Here is a 14,700-nt window from a genome sequence, read left to right on the forward strand (position 1 = left end):
TCCATGGATAGGCGACACCCGCGGCAGTTCCTGCCATCGGCGACACCCCGTCCATGGATCCCGGCCTTCGCCGGGATGACAGGTGTACGATGGCCGAGCCTCGCACCTTTCGAAACCGGCCAAAGACGTCACCCCAGCGCAGGTTGGGGTCTCTCTCGCGGGCACCGCAACGCCGGACCGAGAAAGGCCACAGCCTGCTCTGGGGTGACGCTCGTTGTCGGGATTGGCCCTTACTTCTCGCGCTTCTTGCGATGCGTCTCTAGGTCGAGCACCGCCGAATCCGCGCCTTCGGGCAGCAGGCCCAGCCGCCGCGCGACTTCCTGATACGCCTCGACTTCGCCGCCCAGGTCGCGACGGAAGCGATCCTTGTCGAGCTTCTCGTTGGTGGTCATGTCCCACAGGCGGCAACCGTCCGGGCTGATCTCGTCGGCCAGGATGATGCGGCTGAAGTCATTGTCCCAGATACGGCCGAATTCGAGCTTGAAGTCGACCAGACGGATGTTGATCGCGGCAAACATGCCCGACAGGAAGTCGTTCACGCGGATCGCCATGTCGGCCATCTCGTGCAGTTCGTCCTGCGCCGCCCAGCCGAAGCACAGGATATGTTCGTCCGATACCATCGGATCGCCGAGTGCATCGTCCTTGTAATAATATTCGACGATCGTGCGGGGCAGTTGCTGCCCTTCCTCGATCCCCAGCCGCTTCGAAAGCGATCCGGCCGCGACGTTGCGCACGACGACCTCGATCGGCACGATCTCGACCTGCCGGATCAACTGCTCGCGCATGTTCAGGCGGCGGATGAAATGCGTCGGCACGCCGATATTGCCGAGCAGCGTGAAGACATGCTCGGAAATCCGGTTGTTCAGCACGCCCTTGCCGCTGATCGTACCCTTTTTCTGGGCGTTGAAGGCGGTGGCATCGTCCTTGAAATACTGGATCAGCGTACCCGGCTCCGGACCCTCATAGAGGATCTTTGCCTTGCCTTCGTAGATCTGGCGGCGGCGAGCCATGCGATTCCCTTCAACGAGACGGCATGGGCCAGAGCAGTCGTGTCCGGCCCCCTGCGGAAAGCCGCCGCATAGCGGAAGGGGCGCGTCCGCGCAATCAGCCCGCGTGCGGTACGCGCATCGGCAACAGATGCCGGACGCGGCGCCAGAGCAGCAGCCCGAACAGGACCAGCAGCAAGGGCGGCAGCGCCAGGCCCAGCAGCGCGAGCACGGTGCCGATCGTCCAGCGGGCCGAAGCGACCGAAAGATCGGCGGCGCGGGTGAAGGGGGACGCCGGATCGAAGCCGCGGATCGCCTGACCGGCGCGATATTCGAACACCACCGGCGTCGCGGCCAGCGCGGCGCGCTGTTCGGCGATCGCGGCGGCGGCTTCGCGTTCCGATCCGGTCGCGGCGGCGCGCTGCCGCTCCAGCTCCGCGCGGGCTTCGCGGCTGGTGGTGCCGCTGCGCCCGTCGATCGCGGCGCGGTCGGCAGCGGCGGCGTCGCGCGTCTGCGCCAGCTGGTCGATCCTGGCGCCTGCATCCTCGCCGGTGATCTCGGAATCGAGCAGCATACCCTCGGCGGCTTCGACCCCGCGTATGCCGTCGCGCCCGAAGCTGCGGGCCAGGTCGGGGGCCAGCGAAAAGCCGAGCATCGCCGAAATGTCGTTATCCTCGCTGCGGGTATAGCGCATCGCGGTGATCCGGCAGCGGGCGACGCCGAACCGTTCGCAGGCGGCCGCATGTGCCTCCTGTACCGCCGCGATCCGCGCCGCCGGCAGGCGGAAGCCGTAGCGGTAGCTGAACGCGACACCCGGTGCGGCCGTGACATCGACGCCGGGCGCGGCCTGCTCCGAAGCATGGTCGGGTGCCTGGCTGCAGCCGGCGAGGATCAGCAACGTCAGAAAGGAAGTGCGAAACCGCATGGGCCACCTTTGCCTTAATTGAGGCAAAAATGTGTCACAAATACGGCAAAGAGTCAAACGGCGAGCGTTCAGCAGGGCTTGGTCGCCTGTCGAACGAGGGTGACGGCCGCCTCCCAGGCAGCGGTTCCCGGAGCGATCAGCTCGACATGACCGGTGTCGGCGACCTCGTGAAGCGTCACGTCGTCACCTTGCCGCCGGGCCATTTCGGCAAAGGCCGGAGCCATGCGGGCCGGGACGATCCGGTCGTCGCGGCCGTTGACCAGATCGATCGGCACACCGATGGGCAGCAGGCACGCGACCGACGTGTCGGCGAAGCGGTCCGCCCGGTCGCCCACCAGTCTGGCGATGACGTCGGTGCCGCAGCCATTGTCCGGGCTGGCTTCGACTGCGGCGAGATCGGGCAGCCCGCCCAGGCTGACGACATGGGCGATCGGCAGCGGCCGACCGCCGGCGAGGATGCTGTCCGGCGGCAGGCGATGGCGCGCGGCGAGCCACAGCGCGAGATGACCGCCCGCCGAATGACCAAGCGCGACGATCCTCGACAGGTCGAGGTCGTGCGCGTCGGCATGGAGCCGCAACAGGTCGGTCGCGGCGGCAGCATCGCGAAAGGTCCCGGGATAGCCGCCACCGTCGCGATCCACCCCGCGATAGTCGATGTTCCATACCGCGAAGCCGTTCGCGCGCAGGTCTGCCGCCGCCCAGTCCATCAGGCGGCGGTCGGCGATCGCGCTTTGCCAGCATCCGCCATGGACCATCACGACCGTCGGCCAGTGCTGCCGCGCTGGCCGCCCGGCCGGCACCCACAGGTCGACGACCTGCAGGCTGTCGTCGCCATAGCGCAATTGATGGTCCGGCTCGGGCCGCGGCCGTCCGGTCAGGTCGGGCCAGGTCATCGGAATCCAGGGTAAATCGCGCTTGCCTGTCGGTATCATACGGTCGATCCTCCGATAGGTGACATTAAACGACAATCGATAGGCAATATCGTATAATAAAATTGTACCTCGGCGGATCGTTGGTTAAGGGGACGCCGGGGAAAGGCAACGCTATCCGGGGGATAGCGGCAGGGGGCGTATATCGTGGGTAGAATTCGTACGATCGAGCGTGACAAGCTGTTGGATGCCGCCGAAGCGGTGACGATGGAAAAGGGGCCGGCCGGCCTGACCATCGCGGCGGTGGCCGAACGGATGGGCATCACCAATGGCGGCGTGCAGTACAGCTTCCGCAGCAAGGAATCGCTGATCGCGGCGATGTTCGAGCGGTGGCAGCAGGAATATGCCGACCACATGATCGAACTGGGCGCCGTTCCCGACGATGAAGCGTCCCGCATCCGCGCCCATATCGCCTATGGCGCGAATTATGACGACCGGTCGAAGCGCGGTGCTCCCACGCTGCTGGTCTCGCTGCTCAATTCGCCGCAGCACATGGTGCAGGTACGGCGCTGGTATCGCAACCGGCTGGACGCGATCGACGTCTCGACCGCCGAGGGACGCTGGCTGCGGCTCGCCTTCGTCGCGCTGGAGGGCGCGTTCCTGATGCGGCTATTCGGGCTGATCGAGATGGAGTGCGACGAATGGCGCTCGATCGTCGCCGATGTCTGGGCCTTGTGCGACGGGAAACTGCCGGGTTGCGCGGAAGAGTCGGGGCGACAGGCCGCCTGATCCCGGTTCGTTCCATTTCGCCCCTCGCGGGGGGCGCATTCCCCTGCTATCGCAGGTGCGATGGCAAGTGATCTGACCGACCCCGTGACGCCGATCGGCGTGTTCGATGCGCCGTTCGACAGCGCGCTGTCCGAACGATACCTCGTCTATGCGCTGTCGACGATCACCGCCCGCTCGCTGCCCGACGTGCGCGACGGGCTGAAGCCGGTGCATCGCCGCCTCCTCTGGGCGATGCGGCTGCTGAAGCTGGACCCGGCATCGGGGTACAAGAAATGCGCCCGCGTTGTCGGCGACGTGATCGGCAAATATCACCCGCATGGCGACCAGTCGGTCTATGACGCGATGGTCCGCCTCGCTCAGGATTTCGCGCTGCGCTATCCATTGGTCGACGGGCAGGGCAATTTCGGCAACATCGACGGCGATAACGCCGCCGCCTATCGCTATACCGAGGCGCGGCTGACCCAGGTCGCGATCGACCTGATGGCGGGTCTCGACGAAGACGCCACCGATTTCCGCCCGACCTATAACGGTGAGGAGCAGGAACCGGAACTGTTCCCCGGCATGTTCCCCAACCTGCTGGCCAATGGCGCCAGCGGCATCGCGGTCGGCATGGCGACCAGCGTGCCGCCGCACAACGCCGCCGAACTGTTCGACGCCGCCATCATCCTGGTCGATCAGCCCGAAGCGGACGATGCGGCGGTGCTGGCGCATGTTCGCGGACCCGATTTCCCGACCGGCGGCATCGTCGTCGATTCGCCCGCCGCGATCCGCGAATCCTATGCGACCGGCCGCGGCGGCTTTCGCGTCCGCGCGCGGCATGAGATCGAGCGGGAAAAGGGCGGCGGCTGGCAGATCGTCGTAACCCAGATTCCGTATGGCGTGCAGAAGGGCAAGCTGATCGAGCAGATCGCCGCGCTCATCAACGACAAGAAGCTGCCGATCCTGACCGACGTCCGCGACGAATCGGACGCCGAAATCCGCATCGTCCTCGAACCGCGCAGCCGCACCGTCGATCCCCAGGTGCTGATGGACGGGCTGTTCCGCCTGACCGACCTCGAAACGCGCGTGCCGTTGAACCTCAACGTGCTGGACAAGGATCGCACCCCGCGCGTCATGCCGTTGCGTGAGGCGCTGAAGGCGTGGGTCGACCACCAGTTCGTCGTGCTGCGCAGGCGCAGCGAACACCGGCTGGCAAAGATCGCCGACCGGATCGAACTGCTCGATGGCTATCTCGCTGCCTATCTCAATCTCGACCGGGTGATCGCGATCATCCGGACCGAGGACGAGCCGAAGCCCGTGCTGATCGCGGAGTTCGACCTGACCGACCGGCAGGCGGAGGCGATCCTCAACATGCGGCTGCGCAGCTTGCGCAAGCTGGAGGAGATGGAAATCCGGGGCGAACGGGCAAAGCTGGAGAAGGAGCAGGCCGACCTGACGCTGCTGCTGTCCAGCGAGGCCCGGCAGCGAACGCGGATGAAGCGCGACCTGACGAAGATGCGCGACCGCTATGGGCAGGACACGGTGCTGGGCGCCCGTCGCACCACGATCGAGGAAGCGGCCCCGGCCCGCGAAATCCCGGCCGAGGCGATGATCGAGCGCGAGCCGCTGACCGTCATCCTGTCGCAGCGCGGCTGGGTCCGCGCGCTGAGGGGGCATGTCGACCTGGCGTCGGCGGATACCGCACGGTTCAAGGAAGGCGACGGCCCGGCCTTTGCCTTCCACGCGCATACGACCGACAAGCTGCTGCTGGCGACCGATGGTGGCCGGTTCTACACGCTGGGCGCCGACAAGCTGCCCGGCGGACGCGGGTTCGGCGAACCGGTGCGGGCGATGATCGACCTCGACGGTGAAGCGCGGATCGTCGGCCTGTCGCGCGCGGCGGCGTCCGAACGGCTGTTGCTGGCGGCGACCGATGGGCGCGGCTTCATGGTGCGGGTGGCCGATGTGCTGGCCGAGACGCGCAAGGGCAAACAGGTGATGTCGCCCCGGCCCGGCGCGAAGCTGAAGGTCGTGCGCCCGATCGCTGCCGAGGACGATTACGTCGCGTCGATCGGCGACAACCGCAAGCTGGTGTTGTTCCCGCTTGCCGAACTGGCGGAAATGGCGCGCGGGCAGGGGGTGCAGTTGCAGCGCTTCCGCGATGGCGGCCTGTCCGATGCGCGGACGTTGCGCTTTGCCGATGGGCTGCACTGGACCATGGGCGGCGAGACCGGGCGGATGCGGACCGAGAGCGACCTGTCGCCCTGGCGCGCCGCGCGCGGTGCCGCCGGGCGGATGCCGCCCAACGGTTTCCCGCGCGACAATCGTTTTTGAATCGAAAGACCTGCGGTTTCAGAAGCTTTTAACCTCCATCCGCCATATCGATTCCGATGGCGTTCGGCAGGCAGATATTTTCGGCATTCAGGTCGCAGGCTTCGCCGATTCCGGATCAGGCGGAGTGTGCGCCTGTCGGCGATGTCGCGGTCGTGCCGGATACGCCGCCTGTCGATCCCCGCGAGCTGATCCTCGATCTGTTGCCGGTGCCGACCGCGATCGTCGCGGCGAATAACGGGCGGCTGGTTTTCGAAGCGGTCAACAACGCCTTTCGTGCGGCCGGATTTACCGGCATCGTCGGGCGCGGGGCGCTGCTGCACGAGATCGGCGATCAGGTGCTGGCGTTCCTGGTATCGGAGGATACCCGGCGGCGGATGCAGCTACGGCTGGGCGATGCGGTGGACAGCCGCCATTATGACGTGACGCTGGCGCGCCGGACGGAATCGGTGGGCATCGCGCGCTGCATGATGTCGCTGGTCGATCAAACCCCCGAACAGCGCACCGAAACCAGCCTGCGTCGCGAAATGAGCACCGATTCGCTCACCGGCCTGCCGAACCGCACCGGGTTCGGCGATCTGGTCGAGGAACGCGTGGCGGATGGCGACCGTGCGCGCTATGCCGTGCTGGCGATCAATCTCGACCGGTTCAGCCGGGTCAACGCCTGCATGGGATCGCTGTCGGGTGACGAGCTGCTGATCTCGGTCGCGCGCCGGTTGCGGGGCGTTTTGCGCAGCTGCGACGTGCTGGCCCGGACCGGCGGGGACGAGTTCGCCGTGCTGTTGGGCCTGCGCGAAGGTGCCGACGACGCGCTGCAGGCCGCATCGCGGTTGCAGCAGGCGCTGGTGCAGCCGTTCCAACTGTCCGATTTCAGCATCCGAGTCGAATGTTCGATCGGCATCGCCTTGGGCGAGGATGCCGATGCCGACGCGGAGGATGTGATCCGCCACGCGCAGTTCGCGGTCAAGCGATCGAAACGCACCGGCCAGACGGAAGTCTATCGCCCGCATCTGTTCGACATCGTGCGCAGCCAGTTCTCGATCGAGACCCGGCTGCGTCACGCGTTGGAGGATCGACAGCTCCATCTGGCGTTCCAGCCGATCTGCGACTTGTCCAAAGGCCGGATCAGCAGCTTCGAGGCGCTGGCAAGGTGGACGACCACGGAGGGCGAGAATATCTCCCCGGTCGATTTCATCCCGGTGGCCGAGGAGTCGGGGCTGATCGTGCCGCTCGGGCGGTGGGCGATGGACGAGGCGGCACGGACGCTGGCCGCGTGGGACCGGATGGCAGGCGGCGATTGCGGCGCACGGATGGCGGTGAACCTGTCGGCGGTGCAGTTGCAGCGCGACAATGTCGAGGCGATGTTCGCCGAGGTACTGGCGCAGCACCGGCTGCCGGGCGCCCGCTTCACCATCGAGCTGACCGAGAGCGCGTTCATCGTCGATCCCGACCGGACGCTGTGCACGATGCTGGCGCTGAAAGAGATGGGCGCGTCGATCGCGATGGACGATTTCGGGACCGGCTATTCCAACCTCGCCTATCTGCAGAAACTGCCGATCGACAAGCTGAAGATCGACCGCAGCTTCATTACCGGGATGCTGGCCGATCGCGACAAGGTGGCGATCGTGCGTGCGATCCTCAGCCTCGCGCAGGCGCTCGGCCTGCGCACGACGGCGGAGGGGATCGAGACGCAGGAACTGGAACACACTCTGGTCGCGCTCGGCTGCGCCTTCGGTCAGGGCTATTTCTACTCGCGGCCGGTCGATGCCGATGCCGCCTATGCGTTGCTGCTCGCCCGCAACGCCTGAGCCACGACCGCGTCCGCGATGGCTGCCGTGCGTTCCGTGTCGGGAAAGCCTTCCGCGATCCACCGATCCTCGACCTGCCGCAACGCGCGTGCCACGTCGGGTCCGCGCGCCAGGCCGCGTTCGACCAGTGCTCCGCCCGACAGCGGCAGGGTGGGACGCGTCCATGCGGCGACGGTAGTCGCGGCGGTCGGATCGCCGGCGAGCAACAGCCGGTCGACCGCCCCCTCGACGCCCAGCCGATAGCCGAGCGCCAGCGGGGCATCGGTGATGCTTCCCAGTGCCACGGCAATCCGCTTGCGCTGCGCATTGGACAGTTTCAGCCGGGCGGTGGCGCCCTCCGCATTGCCGGCATTCAGCAGCGCGGCGAGGCGACGGACCGGATCGGGTGCCATCCCGGCGCTTGCCTCGGCGTCGACCAGAGCCGCCAGCCGTTCGACCGCTGCCGCGTCGAATTCGGGCAGGACCGGTTGCCAGATGGCGCGATCGACCATCAGCCGCACGACACCGACCGCGTCGCGCGCTACCAGCAGCTTGAGCAGTTCGTCGGCGATCCGTTCGCGCGACAGGGCCATCAGGTCGTTGGCCCGTGCGATGCACGCCGCCAGCCCTTGCGCATCGGGTGCGTCGCCGAACCGCGCGAGAAAGCGGAAGAAGCGCAGGATGCGCAGGTGATCCTCGGCGATGCGGCGCAGCGGATCGCCGATGAAGCGGACGCGGCCATCGCGCAGATCGGCGATGCCGCCGAAATAATCGTACAGCCGATGGTCGCCCATGTCGGCATAGAGTGCGTTCATCGTGAAATCGCGCCGCGCGGCATCGGCCTGCCAATCGTCGGTGAACGCCACCTCGGCGTGGCGGCCGTCGGTGGTGACGTCGCGGCGCAGCGTCGTCACCTCGACCACCGTGCCGTCGGCGACGGCGGTGATGGTGCCATGCGCGATGCCGGTCGGAATGGCCTTGATCCTTGCCGCCTGGAGACGGCGCACGACCTCCCGCGGCGGATGGATCGTCGCGACGTCGATATCGGCGACGGGCAGACCGAGCAGCGTATCGCGTACCGCCCCGCCGACATAGCGCGCTGCGCCCTCGTCCGCGCCGAGTGCCGTGGCCAGCCGGGCAAGGCCGGGCCGCGTCATCCAGGCGGCGGGGGGCAGGGTGGTCGGTTCGGTCACGGCCATGTCAGTCTTTGCGCCAGGTTCACGATCATGGCGGCGGTCGCACCCCAGATGCGCCGATCGCCGAAGATCAGTTCGTAATAATGCCGCTCCCGCCCGTCATGCCACCGGCTGCCACGGCCATGGTTGGCGGGGTCGAGCAGGAAGGCGAGCGGGACTTCGAAGATCGCATCGACCTCGCGGGGATGGGGGACGAGCGGCAGATCGGCGGGAATGGTCGCCAGCACCGGCGTCACTTCGAACCCGGTCACCGTATGATAAAGGTCGAGCGTCGCGATGACCTCCGCCGCCCCGATCGGCAGCGCGATTTCCTCCGCCGCCTCGCGCAGCGCCGCGCCGATTGCACCGGCATCGCCCGGATCGACACTGCCGCCCGGAAACGCGACCTGTCCGGCATGGGTGCGCAGGGCGTCCGTCCGCTGGGTTAGCAGCACCCCCGGTTCCGCCCGGTCGGTCACCGCGATCAGCACGGCGGCGGCGCGCCATCCCCCCTCGGGCATCGGCGCCTCGCCGTTCAAATCCCCCACCAGCAGCGGTTCGGCGGGCGCCGCGAGCCGCGCCCGCAGCCGCTCCGCCAGCGTCATGCCGGCTCGAACGGAAAGAACGCGCCCTCGCTCCACAATCCGCGCCGTCCGTCCGGCCCGGCGACCAACTGCTCGGCCAGTTCGTAGAAGACGGCCCGGGCGATCAGCGCGTCCATGCCGCCGCGAATGCGCAGATAGGGGCGGGGAGCCTCCGGCGTCCCTTCGATCCGGATCGGGTGATCGGCATCGGCCACCGCGATCTCGTCGGTGTTCAGGCGAAACGCGATGCGTCCCTGATCGCCTTCGCCCGACAGCTTCGCCTCGACCGCGACGAACGGCGCGTCATCGACCGCGATCGACAGCTTTTCGACCGGGGTCACCAGTACATGGGAGCCGTCGTTCTCGCGTCGCAGGATCGTCGCGAACAGCCGCACCATCTCCGTCCGCGTGATCGGGCTGCCCTGGTGGAACCAGCCGCCATCGGCCGCGATCCGCATCTCGCTGTCCCCGCAATGCGTGGGGTTCCAGCGCTCGACGGGCGGCAGCTTCGCCTCGGCGGCAAGGCGCGCCACTTCGGCGAGCGACAGCGAAGCGAAATCGGCGGGGGGCTGCATGGGCATGAAAATCCGTTAGCTCGCTCTGCCCGCCCCCGACAAGGGGTCACGCCGCCAGCGCGATCCGGGGGGCGAGAATGCCCGCGCGCAGCGGCACGTCGCCACGCGCCAGCAGCCGTGCCTGATCGTACGGCCCCGGCATCCGCCATCCGCCGGTCCGCTCGGCCGTGAAGCCGAAGCGGCGATAATAGGGTGCGTCACCGACCAGCATCAGCGGGGCGTCATCCCCCGCCGCCGCGATCGCCCGGTGCATCAGGACATGGCCGATGCCCATGCCCTGCCAATCGGGCGCGACCGCGACCGGACCGACCATCACCAGCGGCAGCACGCCGCCATCGTCGCCGTCGAGCTGGACCGGCCAGCACTGGATACACCCGACCAGTCGCCCATCCTCGACCTGCGCGAAGCTCAGCGCGTCGATCACCGACAGCCCGGCCCGCACGCGATAGGCCGTACGCCCGCGCCGGTCGGGACCGAAGGCGGCGTCGAGCAACGCCTCGACCTGGGCGGCGGGAATGGCGGCAAGGGGCAACAGGTCGGTCAAGTTCGGTCCAGTCGACAAACGGGATTCTGGCGCCTGTACCGCCGCGCGGGCGGGGCACAAGCGAAGATTCGAGCGGCGGCTTACGTCCCCGCGCCCTTCTGCTATCGCGCGCATATTCCCAGATGATGACAGGTGCCGCTTGCGCGATTCGCTTCAGCTAGAAGTCCATGATGTCGAAGTGAATGTCCTGACCGGCATTTATTCCGAGGAAACTCATCTGCCGCAACCGCTGCGCATCTCGATGACGGTCGACCTCGATTGTCCCGAACGCTTCACGCCCGACACGCCGCTGTCGGCGTCGAAAAGCTATATGGACCTGAAGGAAGCGGCGACCACGTCGCTGCCGCAGGGCGTACATTTCACGCTGATCGAGGGGGTGGCCGACCATATCGTCGACACGCTGTTCCTGTCCGATCCGCGCGTGCAGCGGGTAAAGATCCGTATCGTCAAGCTGGCCATCGCCGAAGCGGGCGAATCGATCGGCGTCACCATGGTCCGGCATCGGCGGTGAGCCGCCCGCTGGCGCTCGTCACCGGCAGCTTCCGGCGGCTGGGCGGGCATATCGCCGTGCGGCTGGCGCAGGCCGGCCATGACGTCGCCCTCCATGCGTCGCATCCCGGCGATCCGGACACCGAAGTCGTGGCGGCCATCGCGGCGGCCGGCGCAGAGCATCACGTCTTCGCCGCCGATCTGGGCGATGGCGATGCCGCGGCCGGCCTGATCGCGACGGTATCGGACCGGTTCGGTCGGCGGGTCGACCTGCTGGTCAACAACGCCTCCTGCTTCCGCGCCGACGATGCCGGCTACCCCACCCCCGGATCGCTCGCGGCGCATTTCGCGGTGAACGCCGCCGCACCGTTCGTGTTGGCGACGGCGCTGGCGGAGCAGGGCGGTAGCGCGGTGGTCAATATCCTCGATCAGCGCATCGCCCATCCGCATCGTGACCAGCTGGCCTACACCCTGTCGAAACAGGCGCTGGCCGAGGCGACGCGCACCCTCGCGCTGGCCCTCGCGCCACGGGTCAGGGTCAACGGCGTCGCGCCCGGCCTGACGCTCGCGACCGACGATTACAGCGCGGAACAGGTCGACCGGCTGGCCGCGCTCATGCCGCTCGGACGCCTCCCGACCGTCGATCAGGTGGCCGACGCCGTGCTGTTCCTGGCTGGGGCGGCTGCGTCGACCGGGCAGGTGCTGTTCGTCGATGGCGGCGCGGGGCTGGTATGGTTCGAACGCGATTTCGTCCACCTCGCCCGCTGACGCCAGAGCGCGATGGGATCAGGTAAAGCCGATCGTGCTGAGTAGGGACCCAGCTTGTCGAAGGCCCGTTTCGAAGTACCTCCACCACGGTCCTTCGATACGCCGCTTCGACAAACTCAGCGGCACCTCGGGACGAACGCTTCGGTCCGATGTCATCGCGCCCTGAATCAACCCGACCGACCGTCGTCGCAGCGTCCGAGCGATTCGCGCACGAACGCAAAGTCTTCGCGCGCGATCGTCGCATTGCCTGCCTCTTGCGATTGCAGGCTGGGTTCGGGCAGTTCGGCAGGCAGGCCGCAGGTAAGGCGATACCAGGCGAGCGTATCCGGTTTGGGCGCACCGCCCGCTTCGTCGATGATGTCGCCCAGCGACAAGGCCCAGCGCCGCTCCTCGCCCGGACGGCGCAGGACCAGCAACGATACCGGCGCGCCGGTGGTCGTCTGCAGGAAGATCTGCGTCTCGCCTTCGCCCGGTAGCGTACCGGGGACGTGGAAGGCGTTACCGATGCCGGTGATTGCCGGCGGCGCATCGGGGGCGATGACTTCGCGCACCACGTCGCGCACCCGCTGGTCCAGCGCCGGCGCCCAGGCGAACTGGGCGTCGGGCGTCACCAACTGTACCTGATCGGGACGCCCCGCCACCGCGCGGGCAAAGGCGATGACCCGCTGCCGCTTCAGGTTCGGCGCGCGACCGCGCGGGTCGAACGGCACATCGACCAGATAGCCGATCCGCGCGGGCAGGGGGCCGTTCGCGCGAATCAGCGCGCCGACATCGGCGGTGACGTAGAACCGGACATGCCCCGGCGCCAATCCGGGTGCCTCATCCGGGGCGATCCGCGCGATCGAGCGAATCGTGGCGTCGAGCACGATGTCGCTTTCCAGCCCCAGCCGGGCCAGCCGGGCATAGGCGACGGGTGCCGAATCGGCGGTAGCGGTAACAGAAACGGGGCCACCCTGACTGGCCGAAACCGGCGAACATGCGACTATGCAAAGCGATATCGCTGCGGTAGCGAGTGGAGTGCGTTTCATGCAATCGCTCTTACCCCCCGGAAAACCGTGGTTACAGACTTATTTCGGTCATGGGGCGATTGTACGAATGTTTCGTCCGACAAAGCGTTTGCGTCGTTTAAAAGGCCGCGATAGACAATCGCGGTCCGGAATGCCGCGTAGCCCCGGACACGCGGTCGTTGCGTGCCGGTTTCCGCCGGACGGACCGACCCAATGTACCGGGCTAGAGGAGTTTGGTTGCTGAATGGCTTACGCTGACCAAAAAGCAGGTAGTGGCCGGATCGTCGCACTGATCATCGTGGGGTTGCTCCACGTGGTGATCGGTTATGCGTTCATTTCCGGCCTTGCCTACAAATATGTGAAGAAGGCGGTCGAAGATACCGAGACGTTCGACGTCGAGGAACCGCCGCCCCCGCCCGAGGAGATTCCTCCTCCCCCGCCGCCGCCCGAACAGCCGCAGCCGCAATCGCCGCCGCCGGTCGTGACGCCGCCGCCGATCGTTCAGACGCAGGCTCCGCCTCCGGTGACGATTCAGTCGGTGACGACGCCGCCCAAGGTGTATGCGCCGATTCCGACTGCCGGTCCGCCCGCGCCGCCGGCACCGGTTGCGCCTCCGGCGCCCCCGGCGCCCGTGGTCAGCAAGGCCGCAGGAGCCAAGGGCGATCCCGCGCAGTGGATCACCAACGACGACTATCCGCCCAGTGCGCTGAACAGCGGCGACGAAGGTGTGACGGCGATCGCTTGGGACATCAACACGCAGGGTCGTGTCGAAAACTGCCGCGTGACGGCATCGTCGGGTTCGGCCGCGCTCGATCGCGCCGCCTGCGCCGCGATCACCCGTCGTGGCCGGTACAGTCCGGCGCTGGACCAGGCCGGCAATGCGATCCGGTCGAGTTCGTCGCGTCGCGTCCGCTGGCAGCTGCCGGCCGATCGGTAAGACCGGGTACCTCGCGACCTTACGGGTCGCGAGGCCGTCCGGGGCAATATTCTTCCAGAACATATCAGCTCTAAGGAAACTATTCGATGCTCACCCCCATCCTTGCCGCCGGTGCGCCTGCCGGGGCTCCGAACTTCGGCTTCTACGAGGCACTGCAGCAGGGCGGCGCGATCGCGATCAGCACGCTGGTCATTCTCGTCATCATGTCGGTCGGTTCGTTCTACATTCTCTTCACCAAGCTGTTCGAACAGCAGAAGATCATGAACCAGGCGAAGCGCGTCCGCGCCACGTTCTGGCAGTCGAACTCGCTGCGCGAAGGCGCTGCCAAGCTCGACAAGAACTCGGCCTATCGCCAGATCGTCGACGACGGCCTCGCCGCGCAGGAACAGCATGGCAAGCTGACCGATCCGGTCGAAGCGCATGACTGGCTGCACGGCTCGCTCGCGCGTTCGGAATCGGCGATCAACTCGAAGCTGAGCAGCGGCCTGCCGTTCCTCGCGACCGTCGGTGCCACCTCGCCGTTCGTCGGTCTGTTCGGTACCGTGGTCGGCATCTACCGCGCGCTGGTGAAGATCGGTGCCGCCGGTCAGGCCGCCATCGGTGACGTCGCCGGTCCGGTCGGTGAAGCGCTCATCATGACCGCCATCGGTCTGGTCGTCGCGGTTCCCGCCGTGCTCGCCTACAACTGGCTGCAGAGCCGTAACAAGTCGATCCAGAAGGACCTGTCGTCCTTCTCGAACGACGTGCTCGGCTACCTCGCCTCGAACGGCGCGGTTCGTCCGACCATCGCCGCCGCCCGTGGCCCGGCCCCGGTCGCCAAGCCGGCAGTCGGCAGCACCACCGCCGGCCAGGCCGGTGGCGTGCCGACCGCACCGCGCGTCTGATCCGACGGCGCTATACCGCCGGGTCCGTGATCGGGCCTGGCGGTTCGATTGAGTAGAAGTGGATAGGATAG

The 14,700-nt window shown here is 67.3% G+C and carries 15 protein-coding genes; 7 read left to right on the plus strand and 8 right to left on the minus strand.

Going from position 1 to position 14,700, the window contains the following annotated elements:
• Positions 1-230: 230 nt before the first annotated feature.
• The 3 genes from purC to ASE83_RS04050 all read right to left on the minus strand — a co-directional run bounded on the left by purC (position 231) and on the right by ASE83_RS04050 (position 2,804).
• Positions 231-1,010: a phosphoribosylaminoimidazolesuccinocarboxamide synthase gene (purC, locus tag ASE83_RS04040; protein WP_055784029.1), complete on the minus strand. Its 780-nt coding sequence runs from the start codon at positions 1,008-1,010 to the stop codon at positions 231-233.
• 94 nt (positions 1,011-1,104) lie between these two features.
• Positions 1,105-1,911 carry a hypothetical protein gene (locus ASE83_RS04045; protein WP_055784031.1) on the minus strand — a complete coding sequence of 269 codons (807 nt, stop codon included), beginning with the start codon at positions 1,909-1,911 and terminating at the stop codon, positions 1,105-1,107.
• Positions 1,912-1,979: 68 nt separating this feature from the next.
• Positions 1,980-2,804: an alpha/beta hydrolase family protein gene (locus ASE83_RS04050; RefSeq protein WP_055784033.1), complete on the minus strand. Its 825-nt coding sequence runs from the start codon at positions 2,802-2,804 to the stop codon at positions 1,980-1,982.
• 183 nt (positions 2,805-2,987) lie between these two features.
• On the opposite strand from ASE83_RS04050, the gene ASE83_RS04055 reads away from it, so the two are divergent.
• The 3 genes from ASE83_RS04055 (at position 2,988) to ASE83_RS04065 (ending at position 7,687) form a co-directional block, all read left to right on the plus strand.
• Complete coding sequence (locus tag ASE83_RS04055; RefSeq protein ID WP_082443053.1) at positions 2,988-3,569, plus strand: TetR/AcrR family transcriptional regulator; 582 nt, start codon at positions 2,988-2,990, stop codon at positions 3,567-3,569.
• 60 nt (positions 3,570-3,629) lie between these two features.
• Complete coding sequence (gene parC, locus ASE83_RS04060) at positions 3,630-5,882, plus strand: DNA topoisomerase IV subunit A (RefSeq protein WP_055784037.1); 2,253 nt, start codon at positions 3,630-3,632, stop codon at positions 5,880-5,882.
• A 152-nt stretch (positions 5,883-6,034) separates the two neighbouring features.
• Complete coding sequence (locus ASE83_RS04065; RefSeq protein WP_235515970.1) at positions 6,035-7,687, plus strand: putative bifunctional diguanylate cyclase/phosphodiesterase; 1,653 nt, start codon at positions 6,035-6,037, stop codon at positions 7,685-7,687.
• Here the strand turns inward: ASE83_RS04065 and ASE83_RS04070 are convergent.
• The 4 genes from ASE83_RS04070 to ASE83_RS04085 are packed head-to-tail and all read right to left on the minus strand — an operon-like array spanning position 7,657 to position 10,544.
• Positions 7,657-8,823: a CCA tRNA nucleotidyltransferase gene (locus tag ASE83_RS04070; protein ID WP_235513018.1), complete on the minus strand. Its 1,167-nt coding sequence runs from the start codon at positions 8,821-8,823 to the stop codon at positions 7,657-7,659. The two genes, ASE83_RS04065 and ASE83_RS04070, sit on opposite strands and share 31 nt — an antisense overlap.
• Positions 8,824-8,855: 32 nt before the next feature.
• A complete protein-coding gene (locus ASE83_RS04075) occupies positions 8,856-9,446 on the minus strand; it encodes a CoA pyrophosphatase (RefSeq protein WP_055784041.1) in 591 nt (196 codons plus the stop codon).
• Positions 9,443-10,006 carry a DUF1285 domain-containing protein gene (locus ASE83_RS04080; RefSeq protein WP_055784043.1) on the minus strand — a complete coding sequence of 188 codons (564 nt, stop codon included), beginning with the start codon at positions 10,004-10,006 and terminating at the stop codon, positions 9,443-9,445. Before ASE83_RS04080 ends, ASE83_RS04075 begins: the two co-directional genes overlap by 4 nt.
• Positions 10,007-10,046: 40 nt before the next feature.
• The gene (locus tag ASE83_RS04085) at positions 10,047-10,544 is read right to left on the minus strand and encodes a GNAT family N-acetyltransferase (RefSeq protein WP_055784045.1); all 498 of its coding nucleotides are present in this window, start codon (positions 10,542-10,544) and stop codon (positions 10,047-10,049) included.
• A 139-nt stretch (positions 10,545-10,683) separates the two neighbouring features.
• Here ASE83_RS04085 and ASE83_RS04090 point away from each other — a divergent pair, with 139 nt between their 5' ends.
• Together ASE83_RS04090 and ASE83_RS04095 are read left to right on the plus strand one after the other, a co-directional pair.
• Positions 10,684-11,055 (plus strand): dihydroneopterin aldolase, encoded by a 372-nt coding sequence (locus tag ASE83_RS04090; RefSeq protein WP_055784047.1) that lies wholly within the window; start codon positions 10,684-10,686, stop codon positions 11,053-11,055.
• Positions 11,052-11,801 carry an SDR family oxidoreductase gene (locus ASE83_RS04095; RefSeq protein ID WP_055784049.1) on the plus strand — a complete coding sequence of 250 codons (750 nt, stop codon included), beginning with the start codon at positions 11,052-11,054 and terminating at the stop codon, positions 11,799-11,801. The genes ASE83_RS04090 and ASE83_RS04095 overlap by 4 nt, the downstream gene beginning before the upstream one ends.
• A 167-nt stretch (positions 11,802-11,968) precedes the next feature.
• Here ASE83_RS04095 and ASE83_RS04100 read toward each other — a convergent pair whose 3' ends face one another.
• Complete coding sequence (locus tag ASE83_RS04100; RefSeq protein ID WP_055784051.1) at positions 11,969-12,829, minus strand: hypothetical protein; 861 nt, start codon at positions 12,827-12,829, stop codon at positions 11,969-11,971.
• A gap of 223 nt (positions 12,830-13,052) precedes the next feature.
• On the opposite strand from ASE83_RS04100, the gene ASE83_RS04105 reads away from it, so the two are divergent.
• Positions 13,053-13,745 (plus strand): TonB family protein, encoded by a 693-nt coding sequence (locus ASE83_RS04105; protein WP_055784053.1) that lies wholly within the window; start codon positions 13,053-13,055, stop codon positions 13,743-13,745.
• Between the two features lie 86 nt (positions 13,746-13,831).
• Positions 13,832-14,629, plus strand: a complete 798-nt coding sequence (locus tag ASE83_RS04110) for a MotA/TolQ/ExbB proton channel family protein (protein ID WP_055784055.1) — start codon at positions 13,832-13,834, stop codon at positions 14,627-14,629.
• Positions 14,630-14,700: the final 71 nt, after the last annotated feature.

The organism is Sphingomonas sp. Leaf32 (assembly GCF_001421765.1).
Classification (GTDB): Bacteria; Pseudomonadota; Alphaproteobacteria; order Sphingomonadales; family Sphingomonadaceae; genus Sphingomonas.

Excerpts from the sequence above, each read along its gene's own strand:
- ASE83_RS04045 (WP_055784031.1), bottom strand. The coding sequence starts at position 1,911 with ATGCGGTTTCGCACTTCCTTTCTGACGTTGCTGATCCTCGCCGGCTGC.
- purC (WP_055784029.1), bottom strand. The coding sequence starts at position 1,010 with ATGGCTCGCCGCCGCCAGATCTACGAAGGCAAGGCAAAGATCCTCTAT.
- ASE83_RS04080 (WP_055784043.1), bottom strand. The coding sequence starts at position 10,006 with ATGCCCATGCAGCCCCCCGCCGATTTCGCTTCGCTGTCGCTCGCCGAA.
- ASE83_RS04075 (WP_055784041.1), bottom strand. The coding sequence starts at position 9,446 with ATGACGCTGGCGGAGCGGCTGCGGGCGCGGCTCGCGGCGCCCGCCGAA.
- ASE83_RS04100 (WP_055784051.1), bottom strand. The coding sequence starts at position 12,829 with ATGAAACGCACTCCACTCGCTACCGCAGCGATATCGCTTTGCATAGTC.
- ASE83_RS04110 (WP_055784055.1), top strand. The coding sequence starts at position 13,832 with ATGCTCACCCCCATCCTTGCCGCCGGTGCGCCTGCCGGGGCTCCGAAC.
- ASE83_RS04105 (WP_055784053.1), top strand. The coding sequence starts at position 13,053 with ATGGCTTACGCTGACCAAAAAGCAGGTAGTGGCCGGATCGTCGCACTG.
- parC (WP_055784037.1), top strand. The coding sequence starts at position 3,630 with ATGGCAAGTGATCTGACCGACCCCGTGACGCCGATCGGCGTGTTCGAT.
- ASE83_RS04070 (WP_235513018.1), bottom strand. The coding sequence starts at position 8,823 with ATGACGCGGCCCGGCCTTGCCCGGCTGGCCACGGCACTCGGCGCGGAC.
- ASE83_RS04050 (WP_055784033.1), bottom strand. The coding sequence starts at position 2,804 with ATGACCTGGCCCGACCTGACCGGACGGCCGCGGCCCGAGCCGGACCAT.